The following is a 14,893-nucleotide window of genomic DNA, read 5'->3' as shown; positions in this document are numbered from 1 at the left end:
ACTCATAGTTTAGTCCATTTCCTCACGTTGGCATCGGCGCCACATCGCCTGGCAGTGGTGTAATCGCGTCTGTTAATTTTTGCGCCTGACAGGTAGAATGCACGCCGTTTACCCATTTGCCCCCTTAGCAAGAAGGCCTGGTTATGACGTTAACTGCTTCATCTTCTCCCCGCGCTGCTACCGATTCTCCCGTCGTCGTTGCTCTCGATTATAATAACCGTGATAGCGCCCTGGCGTTTGTCGATCGAATCGACCCGCGCGACTGTCGTCTGAAAGTTGGCAAAGAGATGTTCACGCTGTTCGGACCTCAACTGGTACGCGATCTCCAGCAGCGTGGCTTTGATATCTTTCTGGATCTGAAATTCCATGATATCCCAAATACCGCCGCTCATGCGGTGGCTGCTGCAGCGGATCTTGGCGTCTGGATGGTCAACGTCCATGCGTCGGGTGGGGCGAGAATGATGACCGCCGCCCGTGAAGCGCTGGTGCCGTTTGGTAAAGATGCGCCGCTGTTAATCGCGGTCACCGTGTTGACCAGTATGGAAGCCAGCGATCTGGCGGATATCGGCGTGACACTGTCACCGGCTGAGCACGCCGAGCGCCTGGCGGCATTGACGCAAAAATGTGGTCTGGATGGCGTGGTCTGTTCAGCTCAGGAAGCGGTGCGCTTTAAGCAGGCATTTGGCCGCGATTTTAAACTGGTTACCCCGGGTATCCGACCGCAGGGGAGCGCCGCTGGCGATCAGCGGCGGATAATGACCCCTGAACAGGCACTGGCGGCGGGTGTTGATTATATGGTTATTGGTCGTCCGGTGACGCAGTCTGACGATCCGGCGCAGACGCTGAAGGCCATCAATGCGTCATTGAAGCGGGAGGCGTAATGAGCGATTCCAACAGCCGTCTGGTTTATTCGACGGAGAGTGGGCGGATTGATGAACCTAAAGCCGCGCCCGAACGTCCGAAGGGCGACGGGATTGTCCGTATCCAGCGCCAGACCAGCGGGCGCAAGGGGAAAGGCGTGTGCCTGATTACTGGTATTGATCTGGATGACGGCGAACTCAGCAAACTGGCTGCGGAACTGAAGAAAAAATGTGGCTGCGGTGGAGCAGTCAAAGATGGCGTAATTGAAATTCAGGGTGATAAGCGCGATTTAATTAAGTCGCTACTGGAAGCTCGCGGCCTGAAAGTGAAACTGGCAGGTGGTTAACGAAAAAGCCACGATATAAATATCGTGGCTTTTATTGTTACTGCTAAATAAACTGTGTAGTGCAGACCAGAAAAAAATAATCGTATTATTATATCGAGCCGGACAACCGTAGATTATTTACGATTATTTACCTACCTGGTGGCCGATAATACCACCGACAGCGGCACCACCCAGCGTACCCAGTGTGCTACCATCCGTTAAGACAGCGCCACCTAATGCACCCGCACCCGCACCAATAGCGGTGTTACGATCACGTTTAGACCAGTTAGAACAGGCGCTCAGGGACATTGCCAGGGCAATCGCCAGCACGGCGGCGGTCATTTTTTTGCTCGTTACAAACATAATACTTTCTCCTGAATTAATGATTCACGGAAGTAAGCTCTCTTTAACTATAGTTAAAATATCGGTCATTAAAGAGGGCATCCGTGAAACCTTAGTGCGCAGGGTAATATCACGCAGGTGATAGTCACTTCCTGTTATATCGCTAATAGTAATTTTACGACTTTCGCCTGTGAACAACAGGTAAATAGTCTTAATTCGGGAGTCAGAATAGTCTCAGAGCGCAAATGATCTGCGATGAGCAAATCATTTGCGGATATTTTACTCGGCGTCGACGATATTAACGGTCAGACCACGCTGTTCCATCAGCGCCCGGTCACTGGCGCTAATTCTGGCATCGGTGATCACACGGCTAAACCGCTCGATAGGGCCAAGGGTGTAGGGATGGACCGCGCCGAATTTTGAACTGTCGGTCAGGACAATGGCTTCCGATCCTTTCTCCAGCACGGCATTGACCACATCAGCACGCATCATGTCGCGCCCCGTGAATCCCGTTTCGGTCTGCCAGCCATCAATGCCGATAAACGCCTTACTGAAATGGACCTGCTGAATAAACTGGCGAGTCAGCGGTCCCACCATGCTTTCGCTTTTTTTCTGATAAATACCGCCAAGCAGGATCACTTCGCAGGGCGTCTCTTTTAGCAGGTGCGCAATGTAACTGCTGACCGTGATGATGGTGACGTCCTTTTGTTCCGCCAGCGTTCTTGCCAGCAGGGCATTGCTACTGCCATTTTCAATGAATACCGACTCGCCAGGGCTGACCAGCGACGCCGCAAACTCGGCAAGCTGACGCTTCAGGGTGTAGTTGGTCATCATCCTGGTTTCCACATCTTCGCTATCCAGCGAAACGGCGAAACCGTGCGCGCGGCGCAGAAAGCTCTGCTTCTCGAGGGTATTTAGATCCTGTCGAATGGTAACTTCAGAAACGCCAGTGATTTTGGCCAGTTCAGAGACGCTCATCTGGCCTTTATCAATGACCATTTGCAAAATTTTTTGTTGTCGGGAGTTCATAGCGTTAGTTTTTATAGCGGTAATGATACCGCGAGATTAAACACATGCGGCGGTGTGGCATCCAGGCGACACAAGCCGCGCGCGAAAAATTTAGATCTCCCACGGTGCCCGGGGCTTGTTCGCCGCTGATATGGCGTCATCCTGCACCTTACTCAACAATTCCGCCTTCAGAATTTCGAGATTATGGATGGCGGAGTGGACATCACCGGCCACCAGGATATCAAGCACGGTATCAATACGCTCGGCAACCCGTTTAGCATCGATATCAGACATGGGGGGATCCTTGGTCAAAGTATGAAAGGATTTAATGATGCAAAAAATGGCGGCAAAAGAGAAGGGAAAATTCAGCCAGACCTGAACCTTTGGGGAATATTATATATTCCGCGATTACAGACAGATATGAATAGGGCGAAAAGCGATACTTCCCGTTTCGCCCGGATGATCATATTGCTGGCTTAGCGCTTTTTCTTGTTGAGGTAACGTTTGTACCAGCGCTCAAACGCAACGGCAGGCATCGGTTTGGCAAATAAAAAACCTTGTCGCTCATTGACGCCGTTTTTCGTCAGAAAAGCATCCTCTTTGGCGCTCTCCACACCTTCGGCAATCACCTGGAGATTCAAAGCCTGTGCCACGGCGACGATCGCGCGCACCATCGATTGTGACACCGACTTTTTGTGAATGTCGCGGACAAAAATCTGATCCAGCTTAATGGCATCAATTGGGAAACGTGTCAGTTGCGAAAGCGAGGAATAACCGGTACCAAAGTCATCCAGGTGCACCTGAGCGCCAAGCTGGCTAAACTGCTGAATGACGGATAGCGCAAGTTCTTCGTTCTCAATCAGGCAACGCTCCGTCAGTTCGACATCAATAGGGCAATATTCGAAATTGAGCTCGCGCAATACGCGCTTCAGATCGGTGAAAATCGTTTGATCAGCCAGTTGCCGGGCAGAGATGTTAACCGCCACGCGCAGGTTTATGCCTTTATCCCGCCATTTCGCGACCTGGCGTATAACATCGAGGATCACCCAGCGGCCGAGCGGCACAATCAGCCCGGACTCTTCAGCGTATGAGATGAACTCCAGCGGAGGGATAAGCCCACGTTCAGGGGACTGCCAACGCACCAGCGCCTCAAGGCCGCGGACTTCACCTCGCCAGGTCACTTTCGGCTGATAGTGAATCAGTAACTGATCGTTTTCCAGCGCTTTGCGCAGGTTGGTGTCCAGCCACAGGTATTCGAATACCCGCTCGTTCATTTCTGGCGAGAAAACGCAGAACTGGCCACGTCCGCCTTCTTTGGCGGTGTACATTGCGGTATCCGCATTGCGGATCAGGTTGCTGCTGTCCTCGCCGTGCTGAGGCGCCATCGCGATACCGACAGAACAGCCGGTATAGACTTCTATGAGGCCGATACGAAAGGGCTGGCGCAATCGGGTGAGGATCCGCGAGGCGACCGCCTCAAGCGAGCTCTGAGACGTCTGGCTGGCCAGCACAATAAACTCGTCACCGCCGAGACGTGCCAGCAGTTGATTCTCTTCCAGACAGCTCAGGAGGGCTAACGATACCGCCTGCAAAAGCTGATCGCCAAACATATGACCATAGGCATCGTTCACCTTCTTGAAGTTATCCAGGTCGAGATAAACAATACCCACCTGACTGTCGCCAGCCTGTTCGATGGCCTCATTAATCAGTTCATGGATAGCGTTGCGGTTTGGCAACCCGGTAATCGTGTCGGTATTCGCCAGCACGCGCAACCGTTCCTGCGTACGTCGTTCTTCCGTGATGTCCGTACCGGAACAGATCAGGTAGATTTCGTTTTTACCGCTGCCGCTGTGGACAAATTTATTGCGGAACAGGAACAGACGCTGTCCCTTGCGGGTCTTTACCCAGCGTTCCACTTCATACGAGTTGCCGTTGCGAAAGAAGCCGCTGATGTTGCGACGCGAAGCGGCGGCTTCCCGGCGGCTCATGAAGAGTTTAAAGACGCTCTGTCCAATCACTTCCTGCTCTTTCAACCCGGTGTACTCTTCACACAGGCGATTGAAACGCTGAATGTTACCCCGACTGTCGAGGATCACAATCGCCGAGTTGGCTTCTGTCACTACTTGTTCAGCAAACGAGAGCCCCTTGACCAGGTCACGCGCAACAGAAGGGGTGTCGTGCCAGGCCGACGCACTGCCAGCCCATTCATGTTTGTTAATTTTGCGGCCCACCAGGTGCACCGGGACATCGTTGTCTTCAAAGGGGAGTGTCATCATGAGACCGGAGGTGATGACGGTCATTTCACGGATCCGTTCGGCTTGCTCGGGCGCAAGCTCAACGCTCTCCACTCGGTCGGTCGCTTCGGTGACGGACAAATGCAGGGTGTTGGAATCTTCTGACAAACGCCAGTAAGGCGCGTGAGTACCCAAAAAGCTATACAACGTTGTGGACTCCAGACTGTCTTTCATCATGAACACCCTCCCGCTTAAAGCACAAACAACCCTGAATGGAAGGGATTAGCCAGCGTTAATTAAAAATTACGGTAGCTGAACATCTTGTTTTGTTTATGTATTTATTTGTAATTCAGAACCGGGAAAAAGCATAGGCGCTGTAGAAAATATATCCGGCTGACAGTCAGAGTGTAGTGAGAGAATGGCGATTTGGGGGAAAGAAAACGGCCTTTCCTGAAAAGAAAGGCCGTTACTGGGCAGGTCGTCAGGCGGCAGGACGGGCGATGATGCTGCGGGTTTCCATCCGCACTTCGGCGATGGTGACATCAATCACATCCGTCACTTTATAGACGGTTTCACCTTTGATCTGGACGGTGCCGCTCTCCTGGCTGCAAACCAGTTCATCGCGCACCGCATGCAGGAATGGCGCAGGGATAAAGGCTACCGCGCCGTTATCCACCAGACGTACACGCATCCCGCCACGGCTGACATCAATGATTTCCGCCGCGAAGCGGGTATCCGTGCCCGCTTTATCACTCAGGAAGCGGGCATATAACCAGTCGCCAACATCGCGTTCCGCCATGCGGTTCAGGCGACGACGCTCAGCCATCTGTACGGTGATCTCTTCCTGCGGACGGTTAATGGTTTCACCTTTGATGACGGCTTTCAGCAGGCGATGGTTGATCATATCGCCATACTTACGAATCGGTGACGTCCAGGTGGCGTAAGCCTCCAGACCCAGCCCGTAGTGCGGACCCGGCTCAATGCTGATTTCCGCAAAAGACTGGAAGCGACGAATACGGCTGTCGAGGAAACCCGACGGTTGCGCATCCAGTTCACGACGCAGCTTGCAGAAGCCTTCCAGAGTTAATACTTCTTCGGCGTTCACATGCATTCCGTGAGATTGCAGCAGCGCGGCCAGCGCATCGGCATTGGCCGGGTCAAAGCCCAGGTGAACGTTGTAAATGCCAAAGCCGAGTTTGTCGCGCAGCACGCGTGCGGCACAGATGTTGGCCGCAATCATGGATTCCTCGACAATCCGGTTCGCGATGCGACGCGGTTCTGCGACGATATCGAGCACTTCACCTTTTTCGCCGAGAATGAAGCGGTAGTCTGGGCGATCTTTAAACACCAGCGCATGCTGATGACGCCACTCACCACGGCTCAGGCAAATACGCTGCAGCAGACGAATCTGCTGGGCGATGTCTTCACTTTCAGGCTGCCAGCGACCGCGGTTTTCCAGCCAGTCAGAGACGTTGTCATAAGCCAGTTTTGCTTTTGACTCAATGGTGGCAGCGAAGAACGTGATGTCATCTTCAATGGTGCCATCTGCGGCAATGGTCATGCGACAGGCGAGTACCGGGCGCACTTCATTGGCGCGCAGTGAGCAGAGGTCGTCAGACAGTTCGCGTGGCAACATTGGAATGTTGAAGCCCGGCAGATAGTTAGTGAACGCCCGGATTTTCGCGGCGTTATCCAGTTTGCTGCCTTCGGCGATCCAGGCGGTAGGGTCGGCAATCGCCACGGTCAGTTGCAATTTGCCGTCAGCCAGTTCTTCGGCATACAGCGCATCGTCCATATCTTCCGTGCTGGCGCTATCGATAGTAACGAAATTCAGCGCTGTCAGATCCTGACGTTCCAGCCCTTCATCCAGCATTTCCGTCGCTACGCCATCCGGCGCTTCTTTTTCAAGATTATGCCGCGCCAGGGTGACCCACCAGGGGACGAAGTGGTCGTCGGCAAACGTGATGAACTGGGTTAATTCGGCGAAGAAGGTGCGATCGCCTTTGAGCGGATGACGGCGCATTTCAGCAACGGCCCAGTCACCCTCTTTAAATTCATGCTCCACACCGCGAGCGGCGCGGCAGGGAATGGCGTCTTTCAACAGCGGGTGATCCGGCACGATGGACAGGCGATCGTTCTTACCCTGTACTTTACCGACAAAGCGGGTCAGGAACGGCTCAACCAGCTCTTCCGGCTCCGCAGATTCGCGATCTTTTTCAGTGTGGATGACGGCGATGATACGGTCGCCATGCATCACTTTTTTCATCTGCGGCGGTGGAATGAAATAACTTTTTTGCGCATCGACTTCCAGGAAGCCAAAGCCTTTTTCCGTGGCTTTTACCACCCCTTCAGCACGTGGCGTCTGGGAATGCAGTTGCTGTTTAAGCTGCGCTAGCAGCGGGTTGTCCTGAAACATATTTGTCTATTTTCGTGGCCATAAGAGCGGCTGACAGTTTTACGCGAAAGTACCTGATGCGGCAAGCGCTCTTTATGGCAATGAAAGGGTTAATGTGTCTCGCCCAGCGCGATTTTCAGACGATTCAGCCATCCGCATAACCCCGACCAGGCCAGCAGGTTGATTGCCTGTTCAACGGAGGTACAGGACTCGTTGAACGGGTTGAACTGCGCGGCACTGAAACGATCGGGGGCCCGCGTCAGCAATTGTATCGCCTGGAACAGCGGACGCTCAACCGGCTGCTGTTGTTCCCGGCGTTCTATTTCGTGTTCGCTCTGGCGCAGTAAGTCGGCGAATTCCACTGACGTCGCCTGCTGGTTAAAGCAGCTTGCACTGCCGTTAATTCGCGATGTCAGTAGTGTGGTGAAATTGTGCGCGGGGGACTCAATGGACAATGTGCTTTTAAGCAGGGTACCGAGCAGCGTAAGCAGCGTCGGTTGATGAACCAGATTAGGAGCGATGGGCTGAAGGGCGGCGATTGGCTGATAACACGACAGACACTCCAACTGTTCCGCCGTTGCGAAGCGCAGTTCGACCTGCTCGTGCGCCGAGTGCCAGGTGGAATCGGGTTGCTGAAACAGGGATACGTCGGCGAATGATTGCGTGTCCAGACCTGGCACCCAGCGTACCGGTTGCCCCAGCCATGCCTGAAACGTAGCGACGACACGCGCCTGAAAACCGACATAGCCGATGATTTGGTTCATCAATGCAATATCCCACGCAGAAAGGCCAACATCGCATAAATGCTGGCGCGCGCGGTTATCAATCACTGAGGGTGAACTGGCGAGCTGGCGCGCGTACTGAGTAATCTGCGCCAGCCGGTGATTACTTTCACGTGACGAATCCGGGCCGGGAAGCGGCGTCAAACGGGCGGCATAGTGGTTGCAAAGCCGCTGAACACCATACACCTGGGCGACCGTCAACGCGGTACTCATGCGTTCATAGGCGCTGAAGGTATGTAGGCGGTTCAACAAAACGGTGTCAGGAAACAGTTCATGAGCAAGATGGCGGGCCGGTTGCAGCCAGGACTGAAAGGGTAAAAGCGCATCTTCAGGGATCACCAAATCCAACAGAAAGCGGTCTTCAACGTGTGCGGCTTCGGGCACCAGCGGCAACACGTCCTGCGGACCGGTGCTAGACTGGGTTTCATGATACCAGTGGCTTTTGCCGTTGAATCGGCGTTGTTCCATGGGCGTTCCTTGGTCTGTATGTGGCGACCCGGACACGTCGTCGTCGAATCACGCCGGATCGTTCTCGCTGCTTTATCCTGGCGTAAGCGGGGGAAGGGATGAAAGATTGTTGCGTGATAACAAAGATCAAAAAGCTATATTGCTGGGAAGAGTTAAGAGCATGGGCGGCAGGGCGCCGCCCACGGGGGAGGTCGGCACGATTATTTCAGTTCCAGTTCGTTCATTGCAGCGATACTGAATCCGCCGTCAACGTGAACCACTTCGCCAGAGATACCGCCGGACAGATCGGAGCACAGGAAGGCTGCAGAGTTGCCCACATCTTCGATAGTCACGGTACGACGAATCGGGGTTACCGCTTCGCAATGCGCCAGCATTTTACGGAAATCTTTGATGCCGGAGGCGGCCAGAGTCCGGATCGGACCGGCAGAGATGGCGTTAACACGTACACCTTCCGGGCCCATCGCGTTCGCCATATACCGAACGTTCGCTTCCAGAGACGCTTTTGCCAGCCCCATTACGTTGTAGTTCGGGATCGCGCGCTCAGCGCCCAGGTAGGAGAGCGTCAGCAGGGCAGAACCCGGATTCAGCATAGAACGGCAGGCTTTCGCCATTGCCACAAAGCTGTAGGAGCTGATGTCGTGAGCGATTTTAAAGCCTTCGCGGGTGACCGCGTTCACGTAGTCGCCGTCCAGCTGATCGCCAGGGGCAAAACCGATCGAGTGAACGAAACCGTCAAATTTCGGCCAGGCTTTGGCCAGCTCTGCGAACAGGGTGTCGATGCTTTCATCTTCTGCGACATCGCATTGCAGAACGATGTCTGAACCCAGTTGAGCAGCAAATTCTTCCACACGGCCTTTCAGTTTGTCGTTCTGGTAGGTGAATGCCAGTTCCGCACCTTCGCGGTGCATCGCCTGAGCGATACCCCAGGCGATGGACAGTTTGCTGGCAAGACCGGTTACCAGAATACGCTTACCGGAAAGAAAACCCATAGCTTAAATCCTTATGTGAATGTTGTGGCGACCGGCCTCGGTTAGGGGGCCAGTGCCGTTAAAGCGCGGTCATTTTAACATGTGACATCGGGCGATCGAGTCCGACCACAACAGGAGAGCGGTTAACGGTCTTTTCGCCAGGCATCGGCCGTCAGCGCTTCGCCAAAATGACCGGCGATTAATCGTTTTGTCAGTTCATGCAGCGGAGAGGCCAGTACATCGGCGGTACTGCCGCGTTCGACGACTTCCCCCTGATGCATCACCAGAACCTGATCGCTAATGTGTTTCATCATGCCAAGATGCTGGGTGACGTAGATATAAGAGATACCCTGTTTCTCCTGCAATTCCAGCATCAGGTTGATTAACTGCGAGCGCATCGACATATCGAGCGACGCCAGCGCTTCATCGGCAATAATGACTTTCGGGCGCAGGATCATCGCGCGGGCGAGTCCCAGACGCTGTTTTTGTCCTGGCGCCAGCATATGCGGATAATAGCTGACATGATCGGGCAGCAGTCCTACCATCCGCATGGTCTCAATAATCTGCTTGCGTCGCTGTTCCGGCTCAAGGTCGGTATTCAGGCGCAACGGAAAATCGAGGATTTGCGAAATACGCTGACGCGGGTTCAACGAGGTCGACGGGTCCTGGAAAATCATGCGAATGCGCTGACTGCGAAACGAATAATCACCAAATTCGAGCGGATGATCGTCAATCAGTAACTCGCCGCTGGTTGGCTCGACCATTCCTGCCAGCATTTTGGCCAGCGTGGATTTGCCGGAACCGTTCTCGCCGATGATGGCCAGCGTCTGTCGCTCACGGAGGGTAAAGCTCAGCGGTTTCACGGCTTCTACGGTCTGACGGCGAAACCAGCCTGTCCGGTAGCGGAAGGTTTTACTCAGATTGCGAACTTCAAGTAAGGTCTCAACCATCTCACTCTCTCTCCATGTTGAGGGGGAAATGACAGGCGTAGAGATGATTTTTCGCCCCGGTCAGACGCGGCGTTTCTATACATTCGCGCTGTGCGTAGGGACAGCGTGGCCCAAGACGGCAACCGATGGGCAATTGTTCCAGCAAAGGGATGGCTCCGGGCATGGTGTTCAGACGACTTTTGTGCGGCATGGCGCTACCAAAGTCAGGAATAGCGCGGATCAGTGCCTGGGTGTATGGGTGATGGGGCGTCGTCACCAGCTCTTTACTCGGCGCGGTTTCCACCGTCTGACCACAGTACAGCACGTTAATCTTGTCCGCCCACTGGCTGAGCATCTGCAGGTCATGGCTGATCAGCAAAATGGTAGTATTGCTGTTCTGATTCAGGCGCGTCAGCAGGCGGAAGATCTGCGCCTGAGTGGTCGGCTCCATCGCGTTGGTCGGCTCATCCGCAATCAACAGTCGCGGTTGATTCGCCAGCGCAATGGCAATCATGACTTTCTGACATTCACCGTCGGTCAGTTCATACGGGAAGCTGCGCATGGCGTCTTTATGATCTTTAATCCCGACGCGGTGCAGCAGTTCAATGGCGCGACGTTTCCGCCAGCCAATACGTTGCCACCAGCGGCCTTTGTACGTCCATGCCGGAATGTTTTGCATCAACTGGCGACCCACGCGCTCGGACGGATCCAGACACGACTGCGGCTCCTGGAAAATCATCGAAACGTTATGTCCCACCAGTTTACGTCGCTCACGCGGCGAAAGGCGCAGCAGGTCGATATCGTCAAAACGCATCCGGTCGGCGGTGACGCGCCAGTTATCTTTGGCAACGCCGCAGATGGCTTTGGCAATCAGGCTCTTACCGGAGCCGGATTCACCCACCAACCCACGAATTTCCCCTTCGCTTAAGGTCATGCTGACGCGGTCGACGGCTTTGACCCACTCTTCACCGGCCTTAAATTCAATGGTCAGGTTGCGGATATCCAGTAATGGCATTATTCCACCCCCGCAATGATAGCGCGGCGAACGCCGTCACCCAGCAGGTTGACCAGCAGGACGCTGATCATGATGGCTGCACCGGGCAGCATCACCGTCCACGGCGCAACGTAAATCAGCTCCAGCGCATCGCCCAGCATCGCACCCCATTCGGGAGAGGGGAGCTGCGCGCCAAGATCGAGAAAACCGAGCGCGGCAATATCCAGTATCGCCATCGACAGCGCGCGGGTGATTTCGGTGATCAGTCCTGCGGTAATGTTGGGCAATATGGCGAACCAGAGGATGTTCAGCGTCGAGGCGCCATCAAGACGCGCCGCGATGACGTACTCTTTTTCCAGTTCGTCATGCACCATGCTGTAGACCGAACGGACCATGCGTGGCAACAGCGCCAGCCAGACGGCAAACATGGCATGGGTTAAATGCGGCCCGGCGAAGGCGACAACGATAATCGCCAGCAGCAGAGACGGAATCGACAGCAGCGTATCGAGAATATGGTTCAGCACGGCAGAACGCAGACCGTGCGTTGCTCCGGCGACCACGCCGAGAAACAGCCCGCACAGCGTTGCGGCGAGCGTAACGACAAACGCGCCGCCCACGGTGGGGGCTGCGCCGCTGAGCAGTCGGCTCAGGACGTCGCGTCCCAGATCGTCAGTACCGAGGAAGAAAGAGACTTCGCCATAGCGTGACCAGGAGGGCGGCAACAACTGATAGCCGAGGAACTGCTGATCGATGCCATACGGCGCAAACCAGTTGCCGAACAGGCACAGTACCACCAGCCCTGCACAGCCGTACAAGCCAACCATTGCCGTAGTATCGCCATAAAATTTGCGCCATGCGGTGCGCAGCGTACCTGGCGGGCGCTTTTCGCTATAAACGCTATCGTAAGGCATACCATTCCTTATGTTTCAGAGGGTTAGCCATAGCACCCAAAATATCGGAAATCACGTTGACGATGATGACCAGCGAACCAATGACCATCACGCCTGCGGATATCGCTGCGTAGTCCTGCTGACGGATGGCGTTAATCAACCAACGACCGAGACCAGGCCAGCTAAAGACCATCTCGGTGATCATTGCCAGCGTCAGCATCGTTGAGAATTGCAGGCCCAGGCGGGGGATCACCGGCGGTAAGGCGTTATGCAGTACATGGCGCCGCAGGATCGTAAATCGTGACAAACCGCGCGTGGCCGCAGCCTTCACGTAGTTCTGATCAAACACCTCAATGGTACTGATACGCATCAGGCGAATCACTTCGGTGGTCGGCGCAACCGCCAGCGTCAGCACCGGCAACACCATATGGCGCACTGCGCTCATCACCATCTCATCCCGCCAGGGAGAGTCAGAGATCCACGCATCGACAATAGCCAGACCGGTGACCGGTTTCACTTCGTAAAGCAGATCGAATCGGCCCGACACCGGCAGCCAGCCGAGAGTCAGGGAAAAGAAAAGGGTCAGCAGCAGTGCCAGCCAGAACACGGGGATTGAAAAGCCGAGCAGGGCGAGGGCGCTGATCAAGCGGTCCTGCCACTTGTTGCGGGTAATGCCCGCCAGCATACCCACCGGAATCCCCACCATTAGCGCAAAGCCGAACGCCAGCGTGCATAGCTCCATCGTGGCCGGGAACACCTCTTTGAGCTGTTCAGTGATAAGCTGTCCGTTGATGCTGGAGACGCCAAAGTCCCAGTGGATGAGGCCATTGAACCAGAACACCCAGGCATTCCACAACGATGCGCCTTGTAGCGGCGCATGCGGCGTAAAATAGCTCAGACTGAAGCCGATAAAGGTCAGAAAAAACAGCGTGACCATCAGCAACAGCAAACGACGCAAGGTGAAGATAATCATGGTTTTTTCACCTCATCGTTTTTTTCGCGCGACACGCCGGCGAAAGAGGCATTACCAAATGGGCTCAACACCAGGCCTTTAATGTCATACCGATAGGCCTGCAGGCGCAGTGACGAGGCGAGCGGCAGGATGGGCAACTCTTTAGCGAGAATGTTCTGCGCTTCATCATACGCATCAATACGCGCAGAAAGCTGCTGAGAAGAGAGCGCTTTGCGCAGCACGTTGTCGAACTCCGGGTTGCACCAGTGGGCGAAGTTAGTCTGTGAATTGATGGCCGCGCAGCTGAGCAACGGGCGGAAGAAACTGTCCGGATCGTTACTGTCGGTTGCCCAGCCGGACAACGTCAGATCATGGTTCATGTCCATCAACCGCGCCTCCTGGAAACGACCTTCAACCGGTACAATCACCACGTTCACCCCAACCTGCGCCATATCCGCCTGGATAAGTTCAGCGGTTTTCAGCGGGCTCGGGTTCCACGCCTGTGAACTGGTCGGCACCCACAGGCGCAGCGTCAGATTCTCCAGCCCCAGCGCTTTGAGTTGCTCACGAGATTTGGCCGGATTGTATTCTGTTATTTTAGCCTCGTTATCATAGGCCCACGAGGCGCGAGGTAAAATAGAGGCCGCCGTTTCTGCCGTGCCGTAATAGATAGATTGCATCAGACGCTGGTTATTAATGGACAGCGCCAGCGCGTGGCGAACCGCCGGATTATTCAGCGGAGGCTTGTCGGTATTAAACGCCAGGTAGGCGATGTTCATCCCCGGACGCAAGGTCAGGCGCAGGCGTGGGTCGTCGCGCAGGATCGTCAACTGGCTGGCGGCGGGCCAGGCCAGCACGTCACATTCGCCGGTAAGCAGTTTCGATAAACGTCCGGTTCCGCCGGATCCGAGATCCACTACCACCTGCGGCATCAGCGGCTTGCCCCGCCAGAATTTGTCATGACGTTGCAGGCGGATGTATTGTCCAGCGCGATACTCGGAAAGCTGGAACGGGCCGGTGCCAACCGGCTGGCGGTCAAGCTGTTCCTGGCGATCCTGTTTTGTCAGTTGATCAGCATACTCCGCCGACATCACGGACGCATAGTGGGTTGCGAGGTGCCATAAGAAAGAGGCGTCCGGCTTCGTCAGGCGAAATTCCACGGTGTGACTGTCGAGCTTACGCACGCTCTGCACGTTATCGGCGAACTGCAGACTGTCGAAATAGGGGAAATTGCCGCCGTTGACGTTATGCCACGGATGGTTGCGATCAAAGATGCGCTGAAAGGTAAAAACCACGTCGTCGGCATTCAGTTTACGCGTAGGCGTAAACCAGTCCGTTTTCTGAAACGCCACGTCGCGGCGCAGATGGAAGCGGTAAGTGGCGCCGTTATCCAGCACTTCCCAGCTTTCCGCCAGTTCCGGGACCAGACGATAAGTATAGGGATCGACATCCAGCAACCGATCATAGAGCTGGGCGGCGAGCGTGTCGACAATCAGCCCGCTGCTCACTTTTTGCGGATTGAAGGTATTGACCTGTCCATTCACGCAATAGACAAAGCCGCTGTCACGAATATCTTCACGTGGGGCGGTTTCAGGCGCAGCAGTAGCCTGACCACTCAGAAGTCCAGCCATCACGATCAGAGACGATAAAACCAGGCGCATAATTTTTAAGGTTTTTAGGTACGATTTGCAAAGTGTATCGCACTATAGCCCGCGAGGTACAAATGTCTGCGGGCAACTGGCGTA

At 54.8% G+C, this 14,893-nt stretch carries 14 protein-coding genes; 2 read left to right on the top strand and 12 right to left on the bottom strand.

Annotation, left to right across the window (positions count from 1 at the left end):
- The first annotated feature begins 143 nt into the window (after positions 1-143).
- Both pyrF and yciH read left to right on the top strand, forming a co-directional pair.
- Positions 144-881 (top strand): orotidine-5'-phosphate decarboxylase, encoded by a 738-nt coding sequence (pyrF, locus tag HVX64_RS12695; protein ID WP_043000541.1) that lies wholly within the window; start codon positions 144-146, stop codon positions 879-881.
- Positions 881-1,207, top strand: a complete 327-nt coding sequence (yciH, locus tag HVX64_RS12690) for a stress response translation initiation inhibitor YciH (RefSeq protein ID WP_043000542.1) — start codon at positions 881-883, stop codon at positions 1,205-1,207. Before pyrF ends, yciH begins: the two co-directional genes overlap by 1 nt.
- Before the next feature lie 123 nt (positions 1,208-1,330).
- On the opposite strand, the gene osmB is transcribed toward yciH, so the two are convergent.
- The 12 genes from osmB to sapA all read right to left on the bottom strand — a co-directional run bounded on the left by osmB (position 1,331) and on the right by sapA (position 14,809).
- Positions 1,331-1,549, bottom strand: a complete 219-nt coding sequence (osmB, locus tag HVX64_RS12685) for an osmotically-inducible lipoprotein OsmB (RefSeq protein ID WP_042318738.1) — start codon at positions 1,547-1,549, stop codon at positions 1,331-1,333.
- A 258-nt stretch (positions 1,550-1,807) separates the two neighbouring features.
- Positions 1,808-2,557, bottom strand: a complete 750-nt coding sequence (locus tag HVX64_RS12680) for a DNA-binding transcriptional regulator YciT (protein WP_043000543.1) — start codon at positions 2,555-2,557, stop codon at positions 1,808-1,810.
- A 90-nt stretch (positions 2,558-2,647) separates the two neighbouring features.
- Positions 2,648-2,830 (bottom strand): hypothetical protein, encoded by a 183-nt coding sequence (locus tag HVX64_RS12675; protein WP_044257733.1) that lies wholly within the window; start codon positions 2,828-2,830, stop codon positions 2,648-2,650.
- Positions 2,831-3,012: 182 nt separating this feature from the next.
- A complete protein-coding gene (pdeR, locus tag HVX64_RS12670) occupies positions 3,013-5,004 on the bottom strand; it encodes a cyclic di-GMP phosphodiesterase (protein WP_044257827.1) in 1,992 nt (663 codons plus the stop codon).
- A gap of 247 nt (positions 5,005-5,251) precedes the next feature.
- Positions 5,252-7,186: an exoribonuclease II gene (locus HVX64_RS12665; RefSeq protein WP_044257734.1), complete on the bottom strand. Its 1,935-nt coding sequence runs from the start codon at positions 7,184-7,186 to the stop codon at positions 5,252-5,254.
- An 89-nt stretch (positions 7,187-7,275) separates the two neighbouring features.
- Positions 7,276-8,415, bottom strand: coding sequence for a carboxymuconolactone decarboxylase family protein (locus tag HVX64_RS12660; RefSeq protein WP_181825026.1), 1,140 nt, complete (start codon positions 8,413-8,415; stop codon positions 7,276-7,278).
- A gap of 200 nt (positions 8,416-8,615) precedes the next feature.
- Positions 8,616-9,404: an enoyl-ACP reductase FabI gene (gene fabI / locus HVX64_RS12655; protein ID WP_043000547.1), complete on the bottom strand. Its 789-nt coding sequence runs from the start codon at positions 9,402-9,404 to the stop codon at positions 8,616-8,618.
- 122 nt (positions 9,405-9,526) lie between these two features.
- Positions 9,527-10,333, bottom strand: coding sequence for a peptide ABC transporter ATP-binding protein SapF (gene sapF / locus HVX64_RS12650; protein ID WP_043000548.1), 807 nt, complete (start codon positions 10,331-10,333; stop codon positions 9,527-9,529).
- A gap of 1 nt (position 10,334) precedes the next feature.
- Positions 10,335-11,327 carry a peptide ABC transporter ATP-binding protein SapD gene (gene sapD / locus HVX64_RS12645; protein ID WP_043000549.1) on the bottom strand — a complete coding sequence of 331 codons (993 nt, stop codon included), beginning with the start codon at positions 11,325-11,327 and terminating at the stop codon, positions 10,335-10,337.
- The gene (gene sapC / locus HVX64_RS12640; protein ID WP_043000550.1) at positions 11,327-12,217 is read right to left on the bottom strand and encodes a peptide ABC transporter permease SapC; all 891 of its coding nucleotides are present in this window, start codon (positions 12,215-12,217) and stop codon (positions 11,327-11,329) included. The genes sapD and sapC overlap by 1 nt, the downstream gene beginning before the upstream one ends.
- Positions 12,204-13,169 (bottom strand): peptide ABC transporter permease SapB, encoded by a 966-nt coding sequence (gene sapB / locus HVX64_RS12635; protein WP_043000551.1) that lies wholly within the window; start codon positions 13,167-13,169, stop codon positions 12,204-12,206. The genes sapC and sapB overlap by 14 nt, the downstream gene beginning before the upstream one ends.
- Positions 13,166-14,809, bottom strand: a complete 1,644-nt coding sequence (sapA, locus tag HVX64_RS12630; protein WP_044257738.1) for an ABC transporter substrate-binding protein SapA — start codon at positions 14,807-14,809, stop codon at positions 13,166-13,168. Before sapA ends, sapB begins: the two co-directional genes overlap by 4 nt.
- Positions 14,810-14,893 lie beyond the last annotated feature (84 nt).

Source organism: Citrobacter sp. RHB20-C16, assembly GCF_013890155.1.
GTDB lineage: Bacteria > Pseudomonadota > Gammaproteobacteria > Enterobacterales > Enterobacteriaceae > Citrobacter_A > Citrobacter_A amalonaticus.
This window is presented reverse-complemented; position numbering and strand designations above follow the sequence as displayed.

What these genes read in the sequence shown, in the direction of transcription:
- yciH (WP_043000542.1), top strand. Translation starts at nt 881, where the DNA reads ATGAGCGATTCCAACAGCCGTCTGGTTTATTCGACGGAGAGTGGGCGG.
- sapF (WP_043000548.1), bottom strand. Translation starts at nt 10,333, where the DNA reads ATGGTTGAGACCTTACTTGAAGTTCGCAATCTGAGTAAAACCTTCCGC.
- HVX64_RS12680 (WP_043000543.1), bottom strand. Translation starts at nt 2,557, where the DNA reads ATGAACTCCCGACAACAAAAAATTTTGCAAATGGTCATTGATAAAGGC.
- HVX64_RS12660 (WP_181825026.1), bottom strand. Translation starts at nt 8,415, where the DNA reads ATGGAACAACGCCGATTCAACGGCAAAAGCCACTGGTATCATGAAACC.
- fabI (WP_043000547.1), bottom strand. Translation starts at nt 9,404, where the DNA reads ATGGGTTTTCTTTCCGGTAAGCGTATTCTGGTAACCGGTCTTGCCAGC.
- pdeR (WP_044257827.1), bottom strand. Translation starts at nt 5,004, where the DNA reads ATGAAAGACAGTCTGGAGTCCACAACGTTGTATAGCTTTTTGGGTACT.
- sapD (WP_043000549.1), bottom strand. Translation starts at nt 11,327, where the DNA reads ATGCCATTACTGGATATCCGCAACCTGACCATTGAATTTAAGGCCGGT.
- sapA (WP_044257738.1), bottom strand. Translation starts at nt 14,809, where the DNA reads ATGCGCCTGGTTTTATCGTCTCTGATCGTGATGGCTGGACTTCTGAGT.
- pyrF (WP_043000541.1), top strand. Translation starts at nt 144, where the DNA reads ATGACGTTAACTGCTTCATCTTCTCCCCGCGCTGCTACCGATTCTCCC.
- osmB (WP_042318738.1), bottom strand. Translation starts at nt 1,549, where the DNA reads ATGTTTGTAACGAGCAAAAAAATGACCGCCGCCGTGCTGGCGATTGCC.
- HVX64_RS12665 (WP_044257734.1), bottom strand. Translation starts at nt 7,186, where the DNA reads ATGTTTCAGGACAACCCGCTGCTAGCGCAGCTTAAACAGCAACTGCAT.
- HVX64_RS12675 (WP_044257733.1), bottom strand. Translation starts at nt 2,830, where the DNA reads ATGTCTGATATCGATGCTAAACGGGTTGCCGAGCGTATTGATACCGTG.
- sapC (WP_043000550.1), bottom strand. Translation starts at nt 12,217, where the DNA reads ATGCCTTACGATAGCGTTTATAGCGAAAAGCGCCCGCCAGGTACGCTG.
- sapB (WP_043000551.1), bottom strand. Translation starts at nt 13,169, where the DNA reads ATGATTATCTTCACCTTGCGTCGTTTGCTGTTGCTGATGGTCACGCTG.